The organism is Mycobacterium mantenii (assembly GCF_010731775.1).
Taxonomy (GTDB): domain Bacteria; phylum Actinomycetota; class Actinomycetes; order Mycobacteriales; family Mycobacteriaceae; genus Mycobacterium; species Mycobacterium mantenii.
The window spans coordinates 1,717,374-1,734,149 of sequence record NZ_AP022590.1; the positions used below are offsets into that span (position 1 = coordinate 1,717,374).

Consider the following 16,776-nt stretch of genomic DNA (forward strand, 5'->3'; position numbering starts at 1 on the left):
CACCCGAACTTGCCGACGGCCGACCAAGTACGGCAGCATCGCTGCGCGACCCACCGATTGGACGGTTGATGGCCCCTGGTGATGGCGACCCGAATCCGGTGATCGGCGAAGACGCCGGTTACCGCAAGGGGCTCAAGCCCCGGCAAGTGCAGATGATCGGCATCGGCGGCGCGATCGGCTCCGGCCTGTTCCTGGGCGCAGGCGGCCGGCTGGTCAGCGCGGGACCGGGAATGTTTCTGGTCTACGCCGTGTGCGGCGTTTTTGTGTTTCTGATCCTGCGAGCACTGGGCGAGTTGGTGTTGCATCGCGCAACGTCGGGTTCGTTTGTGTCGTATGCGCGCGAATTCTTCGGCGAGAAGGCGGCGTACGCCATCGGCTGGATGTATTTCCTGGGCTGGTCGATGACGGCCATCGTCGACACCACCGCGATCGCCACCTATCTGCGGCGGTGGACGACCTTCGAATCGATCCCCCAGTGGATTTTGGCACTGCTCGCCTTGCTCGTCGTGCTGTCGATGAACTTGATCTCGGTGGAGTGGTTCGGTGAGCTCGAGTTCTGGGCGGCGCTGGTCAAGGTTTTCGCACTCGTCGCATTCCTGGTCGTCGGAATCGTCTTCCTCGCGGGGCGTTACCGGATCGACGGCCAAAGCACCGGACTGAGTCTGTGGTCCGACCACCGCGGGCTCTTCCCCTCCGGCGTGATAGCGGTGCTGCTGACCACCTCGGGTGTGGTGTTCGCCTATGCCGCAATCGAATTGGTGGGCACGGCCGCCGGGGAGACCGCCGAGCCGGAGAAGGTCATGCCGCGCGCGATCAATTCGGTGATCGCGCGCATAGCGATCTTCTACGTCGGCTCGGTGGCGCTGCTGGCGTTGCTGCTGCCGTATACCGCCTACAAGGCCACCGAAAGTCCTTTTGTCACCTTCTTTTCCAGGATCGGCTTCCATGGCGCCGGGGACGTGATGAACGTGGTGGTGCTCACCGCCGCCCTGTCGAGCTTGAATGCGGGGTTGTACTCGACCGGCCGCATCATGCACTCGATGGCGTCCAGTGGCAGCGGACCCAGGTTCGCGACCCGGATGTCCAGGACCGGAGTGCCCTACGTCGGTATCGCCATGGCGGCCGCCATCTGCCTGCTCGGCATCGCTTTGAATGCCATCAATCCCGGCGAAGCCTTCGAGATCGTGCTCAACCTCGTCGCGCCGGGCATCATCGCCTGCTGGGCAACCATCGTGCTGTGCCAGCTGCGCGTCTACCGGCTGGCCAAGGCCGGGCTGATGCAACGGCCGCGGTTTCGCATGCCGTGGGCACCGTACTCGGGCTATCTCACCCTGGCGTTCCTGGCCGCCGTCCTGGTCATGATGGCCCTCGACAAGAAGACCGGCACCTGGACCATCGCAGCGGTCGCGGTCATCGTCCCGGCGCTAAGCGGCGGGTGGTTCCTGGTGCGCAACCGGGTGGCCGCCGTCGGATCGGAGCGCGCGGCCCAGACGGGCTAGGGCTAGGACGTGCCGAGGTCGCGGTTGTAGGCGCTGGTGGAGCGGCCCAGCGCGGCGACTTGGGCGTCCAGTTGCGGCAACAGCTCGGCGGTGGATTTGTGCAGCGGCATCTCGCCCACCCGGGTGCCCAATACCGGCTTGACCCAACGGAACAGCGCCACCCAGCGCGGGCAGTAGACGCGGGTGCGACGGCCCTGGATGCCCTTGACGAAAGCGGCCGCACACTTGTCGACGGTCGTGGTCTTGCTCAGTGGCCACGGCAGGCTGGCCAACAGTTGGTTGAATGCCGGCAGGTCGGACTGAGTGTCACGAACCAGGGCGGTGTTGATCCAGGACATGTGCGCCGAGCCGACCGTGACGCCCCGATGCGCCACCTCCAGCCGCAGCGCATTGGCCAGCAGCTCGATGCCGGCCTTGGAGGCGTTGTACGGCGCCAGCCCGGGGCAGGCGGCGTAGGCGGCCAGCGACGACACGATCAGCACGTAGCCGCGGCGCTCGATCAGCGCGGGCAACGTGGCCCGCACGGTGTGAAAGACGCCGAGCACGTTGATGTCGAGCACCCGCCTGAACGCATCGGGGTCAACTTGCAGCACCGACCCGTAACTGGCGATACCGGCGTTGGCCACCACCACATCGATGCCGCCGAATCGCTCGACGGCGCGGGCGGCGGCGGCCTCCATCGCGGACAGATCACGCACATCGGCGACGGCCGTGAGCACCCGCTCTTCGCCGAGTTCAGCGGCCAGCGCCTTGAGGTCGGGTTCGTTGAGATCGGTCAGCACCAGCTTGGCGCCCTTGGCGCACAGCCGGCGAGCGGTCTCTGCCCCGATCCCCCGGGCACCACCGGTAATGAACACGACTTTGTCCTGCAGCGATGTCATGATCGCCAACGTACCGTGCGAGTACCTGAGGGAACACGCCTGCGCGCCTACGTTTTCAGGTTCTCGACGGCCGCGCGCCCGAGCCGGCCGTAAACGCCGGATTGTGCATCAGCCACGGGACCGCAGCAGCGCAGCGACGCCATTAACAACACCGAAAGCGCGCGGCAATTCATGCGCCCTTTGCGAAATTCCGCGCGGCGGTGGTGTTGCGCGTTGATTATGTCTGCACTTCTGGCCGCACTCATTCGCGGGACCGATGAGCCGGGTTGATTGGCCCCGGGTTGGAATGTTTTGTAATGACCACTCTAGCTGGGCGTTTGCACTACTCTAATCGGCTCCTACCGGGCCCTATCGCAGCGAACGCGACCATAAGCTCCCGGCATGACACGCAGTCGGGCATGTGGCCGGGCGGCCGCCAGATGACAATCTGCAGCTTGACCCCATCGCCAGCGACGTTGGCAGACCTTTGCGGCTTCAAGCCGAACGCAATCGAAACAAAGTCGCGGTCGACTACGTCGACTATTCCGCCGGCGCGCCACTCTCGCTCTTCTGCCCCGCTGACGTGGCTATCTCCGCTGGTCCGCCCGGGTGTGTCTACACCGGAGCCGTCGCGCTCCATCGGTGTGCGAGCGGAATCGACCGGCTCGGGTTTAGTCGGTTCCACTTGTAAAAAAGGAAGGAATAATGCATAAAAAATCCACCCCACGAGACTTTTCGGCGTGGAAGTTTGTGATGCACGCCAGCCTGGGCGATATCGACACTTACCTCTGGCACCGCCAGGGCAGCAATCAGTTCTGCTGGCGTCCCGTTGGAAAGTACTGGGGCGCAACGAAGACGACGATGGACGAAACAGAGTGATGGAACCTTTAAATTTCGCTGGCGTAAACGGAACGTAAACAGCGGAATCGACACTGTTTCAGCAGCTCAGGCTGATCACACCAAGAACTTCCCCGACTTTGTCAAAACCCCGCCGAATGCTGTTTGCCTCCGGCGTGGCCTACTCGTCTCGCGTAGATGGGCTGGAGAACCAATGCGCGTCAGCCCGTTCGACGACAACTTCGACTTTCGTGTTGGTCAACGACGAAAAGCAACGCAGCCTGTAGCAGGCCTTCGCCGACGTGCCAGCCGGCTGACGAGCGGTTTACGGCAAACCGGAACGCGCTGCGTGCATGGACCACATCGAACAGGACGGGACCGATATGCGGCCGAAGAACCTCGGCCGCGAAGACGTCGACCACCTCAGACGCAGGGTCGTGCGCTCGCCGGAACGTAACGGACGAATCTTCGCTATACACAAGACGTTTGCGTGGATCGCCCACGACGAGGTCGCGGACATACCCGAGCCCAAACTTCACGGTCACCGACATCGAGCCCACGCCGGCGGCCGCCTCCCGGGTATCCGCCGAGGCACGCGGGCCGCGCACATCAGCTCGCTGCGTACTTACAGCGCGTCGGCGCTGCCGGCGCCCGCCGCCATGCCGATCCGCATCACGGTTGAGCCGCGGCCGCGTATCCAGACGGCAGATCGTGGTGCCCAGCCGATAGCTAGGCCCCTGGCGGCGATAATGCGGCAGAAACCCGTCGACGAGAGCCCGCAGGGGCGGCCGACCGAGATCAACCCCTCTACTGATCCCGGCCGGGACCGCCAACACCACCGCGAAACCTCCTCCGCGGCAACATCTAAGCGTTCAGGCGGGCGAATTGACCTTGCCGGTAATGCTCGACGCATGCCGCTCGCCGGACCTTGCCACTCGTGGTGATCGGTATCGAACCGGGTGTCACCAGAACCAGATCCGCGACGCCGATGCCGTGCGAGTTGGAGATCGCCGAGGTGACTTCGCGCTTGACGACGCCGAGCTTGTCCGTCGCCTCTTCGCCGGACGCGCCGTGGTTTCTGACCTCGATGATGATCACCAACTTTTCCATGTTGCCTTGCGGAACGGCTATCGCTGCGCAGCGGCCCCGGGTGATCTCCTGGACCGTCGCTTCGATGTCGTCGGGTGAGTGGTTCCGCCCGTAGACGATCAACAGATCTTTGATACGGCCGATGATGAACAACTCGCCGTCGGACAAAAAGCCCGAATCGCCGGTTCGCAGCCAAGGCCCTTCGGGCGTGCCGGCCAACGGAGCGACAAGCCGGTCTCCGAAGGTCCGTTGAGTCTCCTGCGGCTTTTGCCAGTAACCCATGGCGATGTTGCCACCACGCACCCAGATCTCACCGACCGTTCCCTGCGGGCACTCGATCTTGGTGTCGGGATCGACAATGCGGATCATCGGTGACCGTGGCGTCCCATAGTTGACCAGCGGTGTGCCGGTTGGGCTTCCGCAGCGCTGTGCGGTGCCGGTGACCAGCATCTCGGAGTCGAAGTGCACGATCTCGGGTGGCTGCGCCGGTGTGCGCGTCAACGCATACACCGTCGCCTCTGCCAGCCCATAGGCCGGCCGAACCGCCTTGTTGGGCAGATTGAATCGAGCGAACCGCTCGGTGAACCGCCGCAGCGTCGCGGGGTGCACCCGTTCGCTACCGCTGAAGATGGCGAGCACGTCGCCCAGGTCCAGCCCGGCCATGTCCTCGTCTGATATCTTGCGTGCCGCCAATTCGAAGGCGAAGTTCGGCGCGGCCGTAACCGCGTGACTCTCTTTCGCCAGCAATTGCATCCACCGGGCCGGTCGCTGCAGGAACGACACCGGACTCGTCAGCACACCGCGAAGTCCGCCCAGGATCGGTGCGCACACCCCCAGGACCAACCCCATGTCGTGATAAAACGGCAGCCAGGACACAATGGTCGCGTCCGGCGGCGGAACGCTTCCGTTCTCCACGAACAAGTCGGACATGATCTGCTCGAAATTGGCCAGCAAGTTCCGATGCGTGACCATGACCCCGGCCGGCTGGCGGGTCGATCCGGACGTGTACTGCAGATACGCCACACCCGTTGGGTCAGCCTCGCTCCCGAAGTCAGATCCCGTCCGGGCGTCAAGGTCGAGCAGGTCGACCTCCACGACGGATGGAACGGGCCCGCCGGGTTGCGACTTGACGTACTCGGCAACGGTAACTGCGGCAGCGGACGTGGTGAGAATGACCGTCGGCGATGCGTCGCGCAGCACCGAACTGACACGCTCATCGCTGACGCCACCCAGCGGAACCGAAAGCGGAACGGCGATCTGTCCCGCCTGCAGTGCGCCGAGAAACGCCACGATGTAATCGAGCCCCTGCGGTGCCATTATCACGGCGCGGTCACCAGTCGATCCGCAATCTCGAAGTGTCCGTGCAAGGTTCACCGTTCGCCGATAGAGCTGCGACCACGTCAGGCTCTGGGCAACCCCGTCCCAGTCCTGCTCGTAGTCCATGAAGGTGAACACCGTATCGCTGGGCTGCAGGCTGGCGCGTTCGCGCAGCAGGTCCGAAATGGAAGTCCCGGGTAGGGGCATTGGGTCACCGCGCCCTTCGCCGCCATGACTCGCCGTCTCACTTGTCGGCGAAACTGTAAATGCGATAGGAGATGTCATTGTTGTTCAATCCTTGGCAGGTCTTCGCGCATAACTCGGTCTTGTATTCTTTTAGCGCACAGGGCGTTTCGTGGTCCACCCGCCGCTCGCCGACGGATCATGGCTAACTCTGCTGTCAGGCGGCGGCCTCCGCGGGCGCCAACTTGTCGCACAGCACACCTGCCATACCACGAATGGTGTTTTCGTTCGCGAGGTCGGCGGGTGTGATGCGTATTCCCGTTTCCGTCTCGATACGGGTCCGCAGCTCCAGAGCGCCCAACGAGTCCATGCCGTACTCCGAGAGCGGACGGTCCGGATCGACGCCGCGACGCAGGATCACGCCGACCTGGTCGGAGATCAGACGCCGCAACCGGGTGGGCCACTCTTCCCTGGGCAGCTCACTGAGTTCGGCGCGCAGTTTGCTTGTGCCCGTCGAGCTTTGCCCGATGGCGCGGAACGCCTCAGCGAAGGGACTGTGTTGGGCGAAGGCGGTCAACCACGGTGTGCCCATGATCGGTGCGTAACCGGTGTAGGCGCGGTCGTGGCGTAACAGCGCTTGGAACGCGTAAGCACCCTCGTCGGGAGCGATAGCCACGCCCATGCCCTCGGCCAGGGCGGTGGCGGCCCCGATCTTGCCCCAGGCGCCCCAGGCGATCGCGGTCGCCGGCAGGCCCCGCGCCCGGCGCCACCGGGCGAACGCGTCCAGCCAACTGTTGGCCGCGGCGTAGGCGCCCTGGCCCGGCGAGCCCACCAGCGCGGCCGCCGACGAGAACGCACAGAACCAGTCCAATGGCTGGCCAGCGGTGGCGGAGTGCAAGTTCCACGCACCGTAAACCTTTGCCGCCCAGTCACGCTCGATGAGCGCGTCGGTGATATTGGTCAGGGTGGCGTCCTCGATCACCGCCGCCGCATGCAGCACGCCGCGCACCGGAAGCCCGGTGGCGGTCGCTGTGGCCACCAACCGCCCCGCGGTTTCGGGTTCGGAGATGTCACCGCATTCCACCACGACGTCGGCACCGGTCGCGCGGATGCGCTCGATCGCCTCCAGCGCCTGGGGGGTTGGCTGCGAGCGCGACGAGAGCACGATACGACCACACCCGGGCGCCGAACCAGGAGAAGCCATCTTCTCGGCCAGGAACAGCCCCAGGCCGCCCAACCCGCCGGTGACGATGTAGGCGCCGTCGTCGCGGAAGACCCGAACCTTCGCCGGCGGCACCGTCACGCGCCTGCGGCCGGTGTGCGGGACATCGAGCACGAGTTTCCCGGTGTGCTGGGCCCCGCTGATCACCCGGATAGCGGTGGCGGCGTCGGCAAGCGGGTAAAGCGTGCTGTCCGGGATTGGCAGCGAGCCGTCCGCCGTGAGCCGGTACACCGTGTTCAGCAAGTTTCGCAGCCGTTCCGGATCGGTGGCGGACAGCAATCCCAAGTCGAGACCGAAGAACGCGAGGTTGCGCCGGAACGGGAAGAGCCCCAACCGGGTATCGCCGTAGATGTCGCGTTTGCCGATCTCGACGAATCGTCCACAGAACGCCAGCAATTCGATCCCGGCACGCTGGGCGGCGCCGGTGACCGAATTCAGCACGATATCGACGCCGTACCCGTCGGTGTCACTTCGTATCTGATCGGCGAACTCTAGACTCCGCGAATCATACACATGCTCAATACCCATGTCGCGCAGCAATTGTCGGCGCTCCTCGCTGCCAGCGGTGGCGAAGATCTCGGCGCCGGTGGCGCGGGCGATGGCGATTGCCGCCTGTCCCACCCCACCGGTTCCGGAATGGATCAGCACCTTGTCGCCGCGCTTGATGTGTGCCAGGTCGTGCAGGCCGTAGTAAGCGGTGGCGTGCGCGGTGGTCACCGCGGCCGCCTGCTCGTCCGGCAAGCCGGCCGGCAGGGTGACCGCCAGGCTCGCGTCGCACGTGATGAACGTGCTCCAGCAACCATCGGCGCACAGGCCGCCGACGTGATCGCCCACCTTGTGGTCGGTCACGTCGGGTCCGACCGCGGTCACCACGCCGGCGAAGTCGGTGCCCAGTTGCGGTAGGCGCCCCTCGAAGGCGGGGTAGCGTCCGAAGGCGACCAGCACGTCGGCGAAGTTGATGCTGGACGCGCTGACCGCGACCTCGATTTCGCCGGGTCCTGGCGGAATCCGGTCGCAGGCAACGAGTTCCATCGATTCCAGATCACCGGGCGTACGGATCTGCAGACGCATCCCGTCCTGCTCGAGGTCCACCATGGTGGTTTGCCGCTCCTCTGGGAGCAGCGGGGCCGGGTACAACCGTGCCGTATACCAGGCGCCATTTCGCCAGGCGGTCTCGTCCTCCTCCGACCCGCCGAGCAGTTGCTGTGCCAGCTGTTGGGCGTCAATGGCCTCATCGAGATCGACCTGGGTGGGGCGCAAATGCGGATGCTCGGTGCCGATCACCCGCATCAAACCTCGCAACCCGGCCTGTTCCAGATTGGCCACGTCGCCGGCCAGCACTTGCTGGGCGTTGCGCGTTACGACGTAGAGCCGCGGGAGTTCGCCTGGAATCTCCGGCAATTCGCGCGTGATGCGCACCAGGTGCTCCACATACTCACGGCCCAACAGCGGAGCCTGGTCGTCGGGGTTGCCGTTTTTCGGTCCGGTGAGGATCACCACACCGGCGAATCCACCGTCACGAAGCTGATCCCTGAGCTGCTCCGTGTTGGACGTGTGGACCGCCTGCAGTGGCCAGCACATGGTGGTGCATTGCGCGCCATGGCTTTTCAGGGCGTCGGTCAACGTGGTCGCGACCACGTCCGCGGTGGCGGTGGTGCTGATCAACAGCCAGTTTCCGGCGTCGACGTATTCCACCGCGGGCAATTCCCGTTGCCGCCATTCGATGGTCAGCAGCCGCTCGGCCAACACCTGTTCGTCGCGTCCGCTCCCGGAAGCCCCGGTGCCGCAGCGCAGTCCCTGTACGCTCAGCAGAACTTGACCGTGTTGATCGAGCACGTCGATGTCGGCCTCGACCCCGGAAGTATCGGCTTTGGTCACCCGGGTGTAGCAGTAGTGGGCGGTGCGGGCAGAAGCGTAGGAGCGGAGCCGACTGATACCCAACACCAACCCCAGCGCACCTTCGCCCAGCGCCTGGACGTCCGGATGAGCTTCAACGGACTGAAAACAGGCGTCCAGGAGTGCGGGGTGCACGCCGTAAGCATCTTGCTGCGAACGGATTTGACGGGGTAGCGCGACCTCGGCCAGCACGGTGCCAGTCCCGTCGCCGGTGTGCACGGCACCGAGTCCAGCGAACGCCGGACCGTAGTGAACGCCGCGCTCGTCCATGCGCTTGCGCACCTCGCCGCCATCATCGCAACCCGGATGCGCGGCAAGTAGCGCGGACACGTAGTGCGCAGGCGGCTGCTCGTCGTCTGCGGCATGGAGGACTGCCGCGGCGTGCCGCGTTTGTTCGCCGCCCTGATCTGACTCCACGGTGAACTCGACAACGCCCGGCGATGACAACGACCCCGAGGCGCAGATCGTGGTCTGCTCATCCAGCAGCAGCGCCTGCTCGAAGCTGATGTCACGAACCTCAGCCGCGTCGCCCAGCACAGTACGCGCGGCCTCTAGCGCCATCTCGCAGTAAGCGGCACCCGGAAGCATAGGCACGTCGCGAATCCGGTGATCGGCCAGCCAGGGCTGGGCGGCGGTACCGACCTCGGCCTGCCAGACGTGGCGTTCCGGTTCCTCCTGCAAGTGCACGTGCGAGCCCAGCAGTGGATGCACCGAAACGGTGCAACCACCATGTGCCGGGGAGTCCTGACCGGCGCCGCTCAACCACAGCCGGCGGTGCGTCCAGGTCGGCAGCGGCGCGTCCACCAGCCGTCCACTCGGATAGAGCACGGAGAAATCGACCGCGGCGCCCGCGCTGTGTAGATCCGCCACAAAGCCACGCAGCCCGTGCGGAAGCGCTTGTTCGCGGCGCATACCGGCCAGAGCGGCCATCGGCATCTCGCGACCGCGGGCGGTCTGCTCGAGAGCGCGGACGAGTAGTGGGTGTGGCGCCAGTTCGGCAAAGACCCGGTAGCCGTCCTCCAAAGCAGCCTGCACCGCCGTGGCGAACCGCACCATGCGGCGCATATTGTTCGCCCAATATCTGGCATCGCACACCGGCTGCTCGCGCGGGTCGAACAGGGTCGCCGAGTAGAAGGGAACTTCCGGCGTCATCGGGCTGATCTCCGCTAGTGCGCCGGTCAGCTCGTCCATGATCGGATCGACTTGAGGTGAATGAAAGGCGACATCGGTGGGGACCTCGCGCGCCATCACGTCACGCTGTTCCCAGGCCGCGACCAGGTCGCGCACCGTCTGCGCGGCGCCGGCAATCACCGTGGACTGCGGCGAGGCCACCACCGCCACCACGACGTCGTTGATACCGCGGGCCGTCAGCTCCGAAAGCACTTGCTGCGCAGGCAGTTCTACCGATGCCGTGGCACCGGAACCGGCGACGCGGAACATCAGCCGCGAGCGGCGGCAGATAACACGCAGCCCGTCTTCCAGCGACAGTGCGCCCGCGACGACAGCCGCGGCGGCCTCGCCGAGAGAATGCCCGATGACCGCGCCCGGGCGGACTCCGTAGGACCTCATGGTGGCGGCCAGCGCTACCTGCATGGTGAACAGCGTCGGCTGGATCCGGTCTTGACCGGTCACCACATGCGGCGCCGAGATCGCCTCGGTCACTGAGAACCCGGACTCGTGGGCGATCACCGGCTCGGCTTGTGCGACGGTGGCGGCAAACACCGGTTCCGTCGCCAGCAGGTCTGCACCCATCGCAGCCCATTGCGAACCCTGCCCGGAGAACACCCACACCGGTCCACGGTCGTCCTGTCCGACGGCGGCCGGATATGGAGTGTCGCCGTCGGCAACCTCGCGCAAGGCCTCCGCGAGCTCGGACCGGTCGTTGGCAATGACGGCCGTGCGTACCGGGCGGTGCGCGCGCCGACGCGCCAAGGTGTAGGCCAGATCGGGCAACGCCAGATCGTCGTGTGCTTGCACCCAGTCGGCCAGCCGGCCGGCGGTGCGGCGCAGTTCGTCGGCCGAGGTGGACGACAGAGGGAACAGCAGTGGCTTCGTGGTCGACGGTCCGGCTGAGACACTTTCGGGCACAGCGGCTTCGGGAGGTGCTTGTTCCACGATGGCGTGCACGTTGGTTCCCGACAGCCCGTACGACGAGACCGCCGCCCTTCGTGGGTGGTGCCCGTTGGTGACCCACGGTGTGGTCTCCTGCGGCACAAAGAGTTTCGTATTGATCTTGGCAAGGTCATCGGGCAGGTGGGTGAAGTGCAGATTCCGCGGCACCACACCGTGTTGCAGCGCGAGGATCGCCTTCATCAGCCCGAGCGGCCCGGAGGCCGCCTGCGTATGCCCGAAATTGGTCTTCACTGACGCCAGCGCGCAGGGTCCGTCGATGCCGTAGACGTTGGCGAGGCTTGCGTATTCGATCGGGTCACCAACCGGCGTGCCAGGGCCGTGCGCCTCGACCATGCCGACCGTGCGGGCGTCCACACCCGCGGCGGCCAACGCCGCCTGATACACCGCTGTCTGGGAGGTCTCCGACGGTGTCGCGATGTTCACGGTATGCCCGTCCTGATTGGCGGCGGTCCCGCGCAGCACCGCCAGGACTCGGTCGCCGTCGCGTTGCGCGTCCGCCAACCGCTTGAGCAACACCACGACGCTGCCCTCGCCGGGCGCGAACCCGTCGGCCGCGACGTCGAAGGCGTGGCACTGTCCGGTCGGCGACAGCATGCCCTCAGCCGACCCCGCGGAGAATTTCCGCGGGTCCAACGCCAGGCTGGCGCCACCGGCCAGAGCAAGGTCGCTTTCTCCCTCGTGCAGGCTGCGGCAGGCCAGGTGTATCGCAATCAGGCCGGAAGAACACGCGGTATCTACCGTCAGGGCGGGACCCCGTATCCCGAGGGCATAGGCGATGCGTCCGGAGGCCAGGCTGAAGCTGTTGCCGGAAAAGCCGTACGCCCGCTCCAGGGTGTGCGCGTCTGCGGCCAGCAATTGGTAGTCGCCATGCGTCAACCCCATGAACACGCCGGTCCGCGAGTCGGCGAATCGCTCCCGCGTGAGGCCGGCATGTTCCATGGCCTCCCAGGAGGTCTCCAACAGCACCCGGTGTTGCGGATCGGTCGCGATCGCCTCCCGCTCGTTGATCCCGAAGAACTCGGGATCGAAGCCTGCGACGTCGTCGATGAATGCGCCCCACCGCGACACCGACCGGCCCGGCACACCCGGCTCGGGGTCGTAATACTCATCGGCGTCCCACCGGTCGGGCGGAATCTCGGTAACCAGGTCATCGCCGCGCATCAACGCTTCCCACAACCGCTCCGGGGAGTTGATATCTGCAGGTAGCCGGCAACCCATGCCGATCACAGCAACGGGAGTGACGGGTGTGGTGGCGACCGGGGGCGAAGAATCGGTCGAAGGCGAGCGCTTCATACCGTCGTCGTCGAACAGATTGATACTCACCAGTCCTCCAAATTTCGCTCTTGCATGGTCGAACAGTTCAGTGCGCTAACTATTTCTGGTCATGGCCCTAAACGGTCCCGACCAATCGCATGAACCAGAGCGTTATGGGTTTCAATCCTGTTGTCCGGCTTATGAAGCGGGTAGAGTAGCCGAGGCGCGTGCATGGAGTGGTGGGCGCCAGTAAATAGAGTAATGACGCCCGCAGCGGCAGAAATTTACTCGATCGAAATTAGCGTGCTGGCACGAATTACATTCTGCAACAGCGTTTTTCGTCGCGACCACCGGCTTCGGCTCTTACGCGGGGATGCGGCCTCGCGGGTATCCCGCGACGTTGTGAGCATGCCCCGGGGCGGGATTCGACGGGGAAGGCTTCGAAAGAGCCAACAGATAAAGAGCCGACGAGGTACCGTTCCGGCCATGTGGAGCTCAGTGCCGGTGGTCGCCCTGTTGACCGCGCTCGATCCCCTGCGTTTCGGCTTTATCCTGCTGATCATCTCGCGGTCACGGCCCGCGCAAAACCTGTTCGTGTACTGGATCGGTTGCCTGATAACGACCGGTTCCTATCTGCTGGTGCCGCTGCTGGTGCTGCACTTCACGCCAGAGTTTTCACATCTTGCGCATGATTTGGCCACGCCGAGATCGGAGGCGAGCGCGTCCGTCCGGTACTTCCAAATCGGCCTGGGTCTGTTCGCGCTGTCGATGGCCGCGCTGATGACGGCTCGCTCCTCGGCGCGTCAGCGAGCGCAGTTGCCCAGAGCCAGCGGCGGCACGTCGGTCATGGTGCTGGACCGCGGGCATGATGCGCCGACGGACAGAGGATCTGCAATCCGGCGGCTGCCCGGCCGCGCCCGCGATGCGTGGGAAGGCGGATCCTTGTGGGTCGCGTTCGCGGTCGGCCTCATATCGGGGCCGCCGCCCTCCCCATTTCTATTCGTGCTCACTACCATTGCGACTTCAGGAGCCGCCATCGGCATGCAGGTGAGCGCCGCCATCGCGTTCGTCGTCGGGATGCTTGCTGTTGTCGAGATCATTCTCGTCAGCTATCTGGTGATGCCGGCGAAAACCCAAGCTGTACTGCGAGTGGTGCACGACTGGGTGCGGCCCCGCACTCGGCTGATCGTGGTAGCCATCTTCGTAGTGGTTGGGGTCATGCTGGTCGCCAAGGGCATGGGCACCTTCTGACCTGTTGCTAAGAGCCCGGCCTGCCCTGTGCGATGCAGATTCCCGCCCGAAAGCGGCGGCCGGCCAGCCGTTCGGCCATTTTCCCGACAGAGGTGACGATCCGCGTTGTGGCGGTCACGCGGGGCGCGGTCGCAGCGGGTCGAACAACCCGATGGGGTGGTCGGTGGCTCCGTCGATGGCAAGGTCGGCAAGGATCTCGCCAACCACCGGAACGAATTTGAAGCCATGTCCGGAGAATCCGCACGCCATGATGATGTCGGCGCCTTGCGGGTGGCACCCGATCACGAAGTGCCGGTCGGGACTGTTGGAGTACATGCACGTCGCGGCGCGCACGCACTTGCCCGCCAGCGCCGGCAACACCTCGGCCACCCGCGCCTGAATCTCGCCGATTTCCCGCTCGTGCACCACCCGATCGATGGTCTCCGGCGTACAGGCGATCCCGTTGCGAGCGAAGGCGACTTTCACGCCGCCCCGCGGTCCGTCGAGCGCCGGAAAGCCGTATATGTGTGTGCCGGAGTAATTCTCGTGAATAAAGACGGGGTAATCCTCGAACGCGGAAACACCGCCAACCGGGTCTAGCCAGTACATCACCTGACGTTCCACCTGGATGGGAATACCGAACTCACCGAGCACCTGGGGAGCCCAGGCACCCGGGCAGATCACCAACCGTCCCGCGGTGTACGCCCCGTGAGCCGTAACGGCCCGCACACCCGCAGCGGTCTGACTCCAATGCAGCACGGGCTCACCGAATTGCAATTTTGCCCCGGCTTTTTCGGCGATTTCAAGATGCGCACGCACCGCCAGCTCCGGTCGCGCGAACCCAGCCTTCGCGTCGTAGACCGCGACCTCTTCCGGACCTGGGCGGAAGTTCGGGAACCGGGCGGTGATCTCGGCAGCGTCGAGCAACTCATGCGGCAGATCCCATTGGCGGCTGGCACGCAGGCTACCGGAAACGATCAGGCAGTCCGGGGACCCGATGAGAAGGCCCCCGGTGAGTCGGTAAACGTCGCACTGAGAATCGGCAGCCAGCTTCTCCCACAACTCATAGGCCCGTAGCAACAGCGGAACATACCTGGGGTCCTCGAAATACGCCTGGCGGATGATCCGAGACCCGCCGTGGCTGGATCCCTTGTCATGCGCGGGCTCATGCCGCTCCAGGCCGAGCACCCGGCATCCCCGAGCCGCAAGATGATAGGCGGCGGCACTCCCCATACCGCCCAATCCGACCACGATGACGTCGTAACCCGTTGTCGTGCCGGCCATGTCGAGTTACCTCCGGATCGGGCCACCTCAGTACAGAGGTTTACTGACGGCTGCGCAGCCGGCTGGCCAGCGCGATCTGGGGTCTGAATGGCCCGCCGCGCAGCTCGACCGTGATCGCCGGATCGGCGTGGCGGGCAAGCGCCAGCAGCGCCGAGGGGCTGTAGGCGCGCAGCGAGCTGATGAACCCGTCGTGCTGTACCGGTCTCACCGGTGTGAACGGCAGCCTCACCGCCAACTTCGTGATGTGCCGTAGTGGGCGCGGGCGCCGCAAATCGACGATCAGCAGTTTGTCTGCGACGCGGGTTCCCTCGGCGAACACCCGAGAGGCCTGCGCCGGTGGCAGGTGATGCAACGACAACGCGAACACGGCGAGGTCGTAGCACCCATCCGGCGCGTCGATCGCGGTGGCGTCCATCTCGCGGACCTCCGCGCGCGGGTGCTTGCCCAGGTCACCGGCGGCGATGGCGGCCACCGACGTGGGCTCGATGTCGGTGACCGTGACGTGGGCGGTGGGATGCATCTCCAGCAGCGCCCGTGATAGCCCGCCGTGGCCGGCCCCGAGTTCGAGAATCTTGGGCTCGGGTATGTCGGCCACCTCGTCGAGCGTGATGCGCGCCAACGCCTTGTGCACACCGAAAGTCCTTCCGACGCGCTCCATAGAGCGGACCACTTTTCGTTTCAGGTGGTCGACGTCGTCGCGATCGAGGTATTCCAGGCGATCGGTCTGCAGTCGCCGATCCAGCCACGACGCGTCCGGTCCGCCGCGCGGCATGGTGTCGATGTCGAAGTCCGTGGTAGCCATACGGGTCAACTCTCCTCTCGAGCGGCACGGCGGTTCGGTGACGGGATTTCAACCATCCAGTCGAACGGGTCATCTCGCCGGCCGTATTGAATGTCGAGGAGGTGGGTGCGCAGTGCATTGCTCTGTGGGCCTGGCAAACCGTCGGCCACGATAAATTCACGCTCCGGGCCCTTGAATCCAACAATTGGGTTCACCACCGCCCCAGTGCCCACCGCGAAGATCTCGCGTATTTTGCCAGAGATGCAATCCTTCTTTAATTCGTCGAACGAGATTTGTCGTTCGACGGGGGCCAACCCATGGGCCGGCGCCAGCGAAAGCATACTCGCCCGTGTCACCCCTTCTAGAATCGTCCCCAAGCTTGGAGTGACAAGCTCCCCGTCAGAAGTGATGATGAATATGTTCATCGTGCCGGATTCCTGGACATAGCCATCATGGTCGAGGTACAACACGTTATCGCACCCATGCTCCTGAGCTTCCATTTCCGCCAGGAGATTCGACGAGTAGTTGCCGCCGAATTTAGCACTTCCGGTGCCCCCCTCCCAGGCGCGAGGGTACCTTCCCACCCACTGCCACATTCCATTGGCTCCGGCCGGAAAATATGGCCCTGACGGGCTCGCGATAACTGCATAGGTCACGCGCTGACTTGGCCGAACGGTGAGTCCCTCTTCCGCGCCGAACATGAATGGTCGAAGATACAGGCTGCATTCCCGATCATCGGTGGGCACCCACGCACGGTCCACTTGCACGAGCGAAATTAGGCTCGAGAGGAAAAGGTTGTCGCTTAACTGAGGAAGAGCCAACCTCGCAGCTGATTGGCGGAAGCGGTGAGCATTGAGCAGGGGTCTGAACAGCCAAACGCTCCCGTCCGCTCGACCATAAGCTTTCAAGCCCTCAAAGACACCCTGAGCATAGTGGAGGATGGTACATGCCGGATGGATGGTGAATGGTCTGAGTTCGGTTACGCACGCCTCATGCCAACCGTTGTCCGTGTCCCAGTGAACAATCGACATATGATCGGAGAAGAAACGGCCGAACCCCGGGTCGGCCAGGATCTTAGCCCGCTCAACGTCCGATAATCGCGATGAGGAGACATCGACCCGAAAAACCTCTGACACAGGCTCCGCTTCCCTGGCTATCGACATTTTGCTCCGCCTGACGATATCGGTCGAA

At 64.7% G+C, this 16,776-nt stretch carries 10 protein-coding genes; 3 read left to right on the forward strand and 7 right to left on the reverse strand.

The genetic code is table 11. From position 1 onward, the window contains the following. Window positions 1-68: 68 nt before the first annotated feature. The gene (locus G6N50_RS07795; RefSeq protein WP_083097773.1) at window positions 69-1,499 is read left to right on the forward strand and encodes an amino acid permease; all 1,431 of its coding nucleotides are present in this window, start codon (window positions 69-71) and stop codon (window positions 1,497-1,499) included. A 2-nt stretch (window positions 1,500-1,501) separates the two neighbouring features. Here the strand turns inward: G6N50_RS07795 and G6N50_RS07800 are convergent, their stop codons facing one another. Beyond that, on the reverse strand, window positions 1,502-2,380 hold the full coding sequence (locus G6N50_RS07800; protein ID WP_083097771.1) for an SDR family oxidoreductase: 879 nt from the start codon (window positions 2,378-2,380) through the stop codon (window positions 1,502-1,504). Between the two features lie 684 nt (window positions 2,381-3,064). Between G6N50_RS07800 and G6N50_RS28815 the strand changes: the two genes are divergently transcribed. Further along, window positions 3,065-3,238 (forward strand): hypothetical protein, encoded by a 174-nt coding sequence (locus G6N50_RS28815; protein WP_165606875.1) that lies wholly within the window; start codon window positions 3,065-3,067, stop codon window positions 3,236-3,238. Window positions 3,239-3,417: 179 nt separating this feature from the next. Here the strand turns inward: G6N50_RS28815 and G6N50_RS30040 are convergent, their stop codons facing one another. From G6N50_RS30040 to pks2, 3 genes are all read right to left on the reverse strand, one after another. Beyond that, window positions 3,418-4,035 (reverse strand): hypothetical protein, encoded by a 618-nt coding sequence (locus G6N50_RS30040; protein ID WP_158086100.1) that lies wholly within the window; start codon window positions 4,033-4,035, stop codon window positions 3,418-3,420. A 25-nt stretch (window positions 4,036-4,060) separates the two neighbouring features. After that, complete coding sequence (locus G6N50_RS07810) at window positions 4,061-5,809, reverse strand: AMP-binding protein (protein ID WP_083097765.1); 1,749 nt, start codon at window positions 5,807-5,809, stop codon at window positions 4,061-4,063. A 193-nt stretch (window positions 5,810-6,002) separates the two neighbouring features. Then, on the reverse strand, window positions 6,003-12,329 hold the full coding sequence (gene pks2 / locus G6N50_RS07815; protein ID WP_083097797.1) for a sulfolipid-1 biosynthesis phthioceranic/hydroxyphthioceranic acid synthase: 6,327 nt from the start codon (window positions 12,327-12,329) through the stop codon (window positions 6,003-6,005). Window positions 12,330-12,794: 465 nt separating this feature from the next. Between pks2 and G6N50_RS07820 the strand changes: the two genes are divergently transcribed. After that, window positions 12,795-13,541: a GAP family protein gene (locus tag G6N50_RS07820; RefSeq protein ID WP_232068907.1), complete on the forward strand. Its 747-nt coding sequence runs from the start codon at window positions 12,795-12,797 to the stop codon at window positions 13,539-13,541. Window positions 13,542-13,655: 114 nt separating this feature from the next. Here G6N50_RS07820 and solA read toward each other — a convergent pair whose 3' ends face one another. From solA to G6N50_RS07835, 3 genes are read right to left on the reverse strand one after another with little or no spacing between them, the layout of a single operon-like run. Then, on the reverse strand, window positions 13,656-14,804 hold the full coding sequence (gene solA, locus G6N50_RS07825) for an N-methyl-L-tryptophan oxidase (protein ID WP_083097761.1): 1,149 nt from the start codon (window positions 14,802-14,804) through the stop codon (window positions 13,656-13,658). Between the two features lie 40 nt (window positions 14,805-14,844). Continuing rightward, window positions 14,845-15,606: a class I SAM-dependent methyltransferase gene (locus tag G6N50_RS07830; protein WP_083097760.1), complete on the reverse strand. Its 762-nt coding sequence runs from the start codon at window positions 15,604-15,606 to the stop codon at window positions 14,845-14,847. A gap of 5 nt (window positions 15,607-15,611) precedes the next feature. Next, on the reverse strand, window positions 15,612-16,748 hold the full coding sequence (locus G6N50_RS07835; protein ID WP_142275682.1) for a branched-chain amino acid aminotransferase: 1,137 nt from the start codon (window positions 16,746-16,748) through the stop codon (window positions 15,612-15,614). Window positions 16,749-16,776 lie beyond the last annotated feature (28 nt).

Bases quoted from the DNA above. Each gene is read 5' to 3' on its own strand.
- G6N50_RS07795 (WP_083097773.1), top strand. From the start codon at position 69: ATGGCCCCTGGTGATGGCGACCCGAATCCGGTGATCGGCGAAGACGCC.
- G6N50_RS07800 (WP_083097771.1), bottom strand. From the start codon at position 2,380: ATGACATCGCTGCAGGACAAAGTCGTGTTCATTACCGGTGGTGCCCGG.
- G6N50_RS28815 (WP_165606875.1), top strand. From the start codon at position 3,065: ATGCATAAAAAATCCACCCCACGAGACTTTTCGGCGTGGAAGTTTGTG.
- G6N50_RS07810 (WP_083097765.1), bottom strand. From the start codon at position 5,809: ATGCCCCTACCCGGGACTTCCATTTCGGACCTGCTGCGCGAACGCGCC.
- pks2 (WP_083097797.1), bottom strand. From the start codon at position 12,329: ATGAAGCGCTCGCCTTCGACCGATTCTTCGCCCCCGGTCGCCACCACA.
- solA (WP_083097761.1), bottom strand. From the start codon at position 14,804: ATGGCCGGCACGACAACGGGTTACGACGTCATCGTGGTCGGATTGGGC.
- G6N50_RS07830 (WP_083097760.1), bottom strand. From the start codon at position 15,606: ATGGCTACCACGGACTTCGACATCGACACCATGCCGCGCGGCGGACCG.
- G6N50_RS07835 (WP_142275682.1), bottom strand. From the start codon at position 16,748: ATGTCGATAGCCAGGGAAGCGGAGCCTGTGTCAGAGGTTTTTCGGGTC.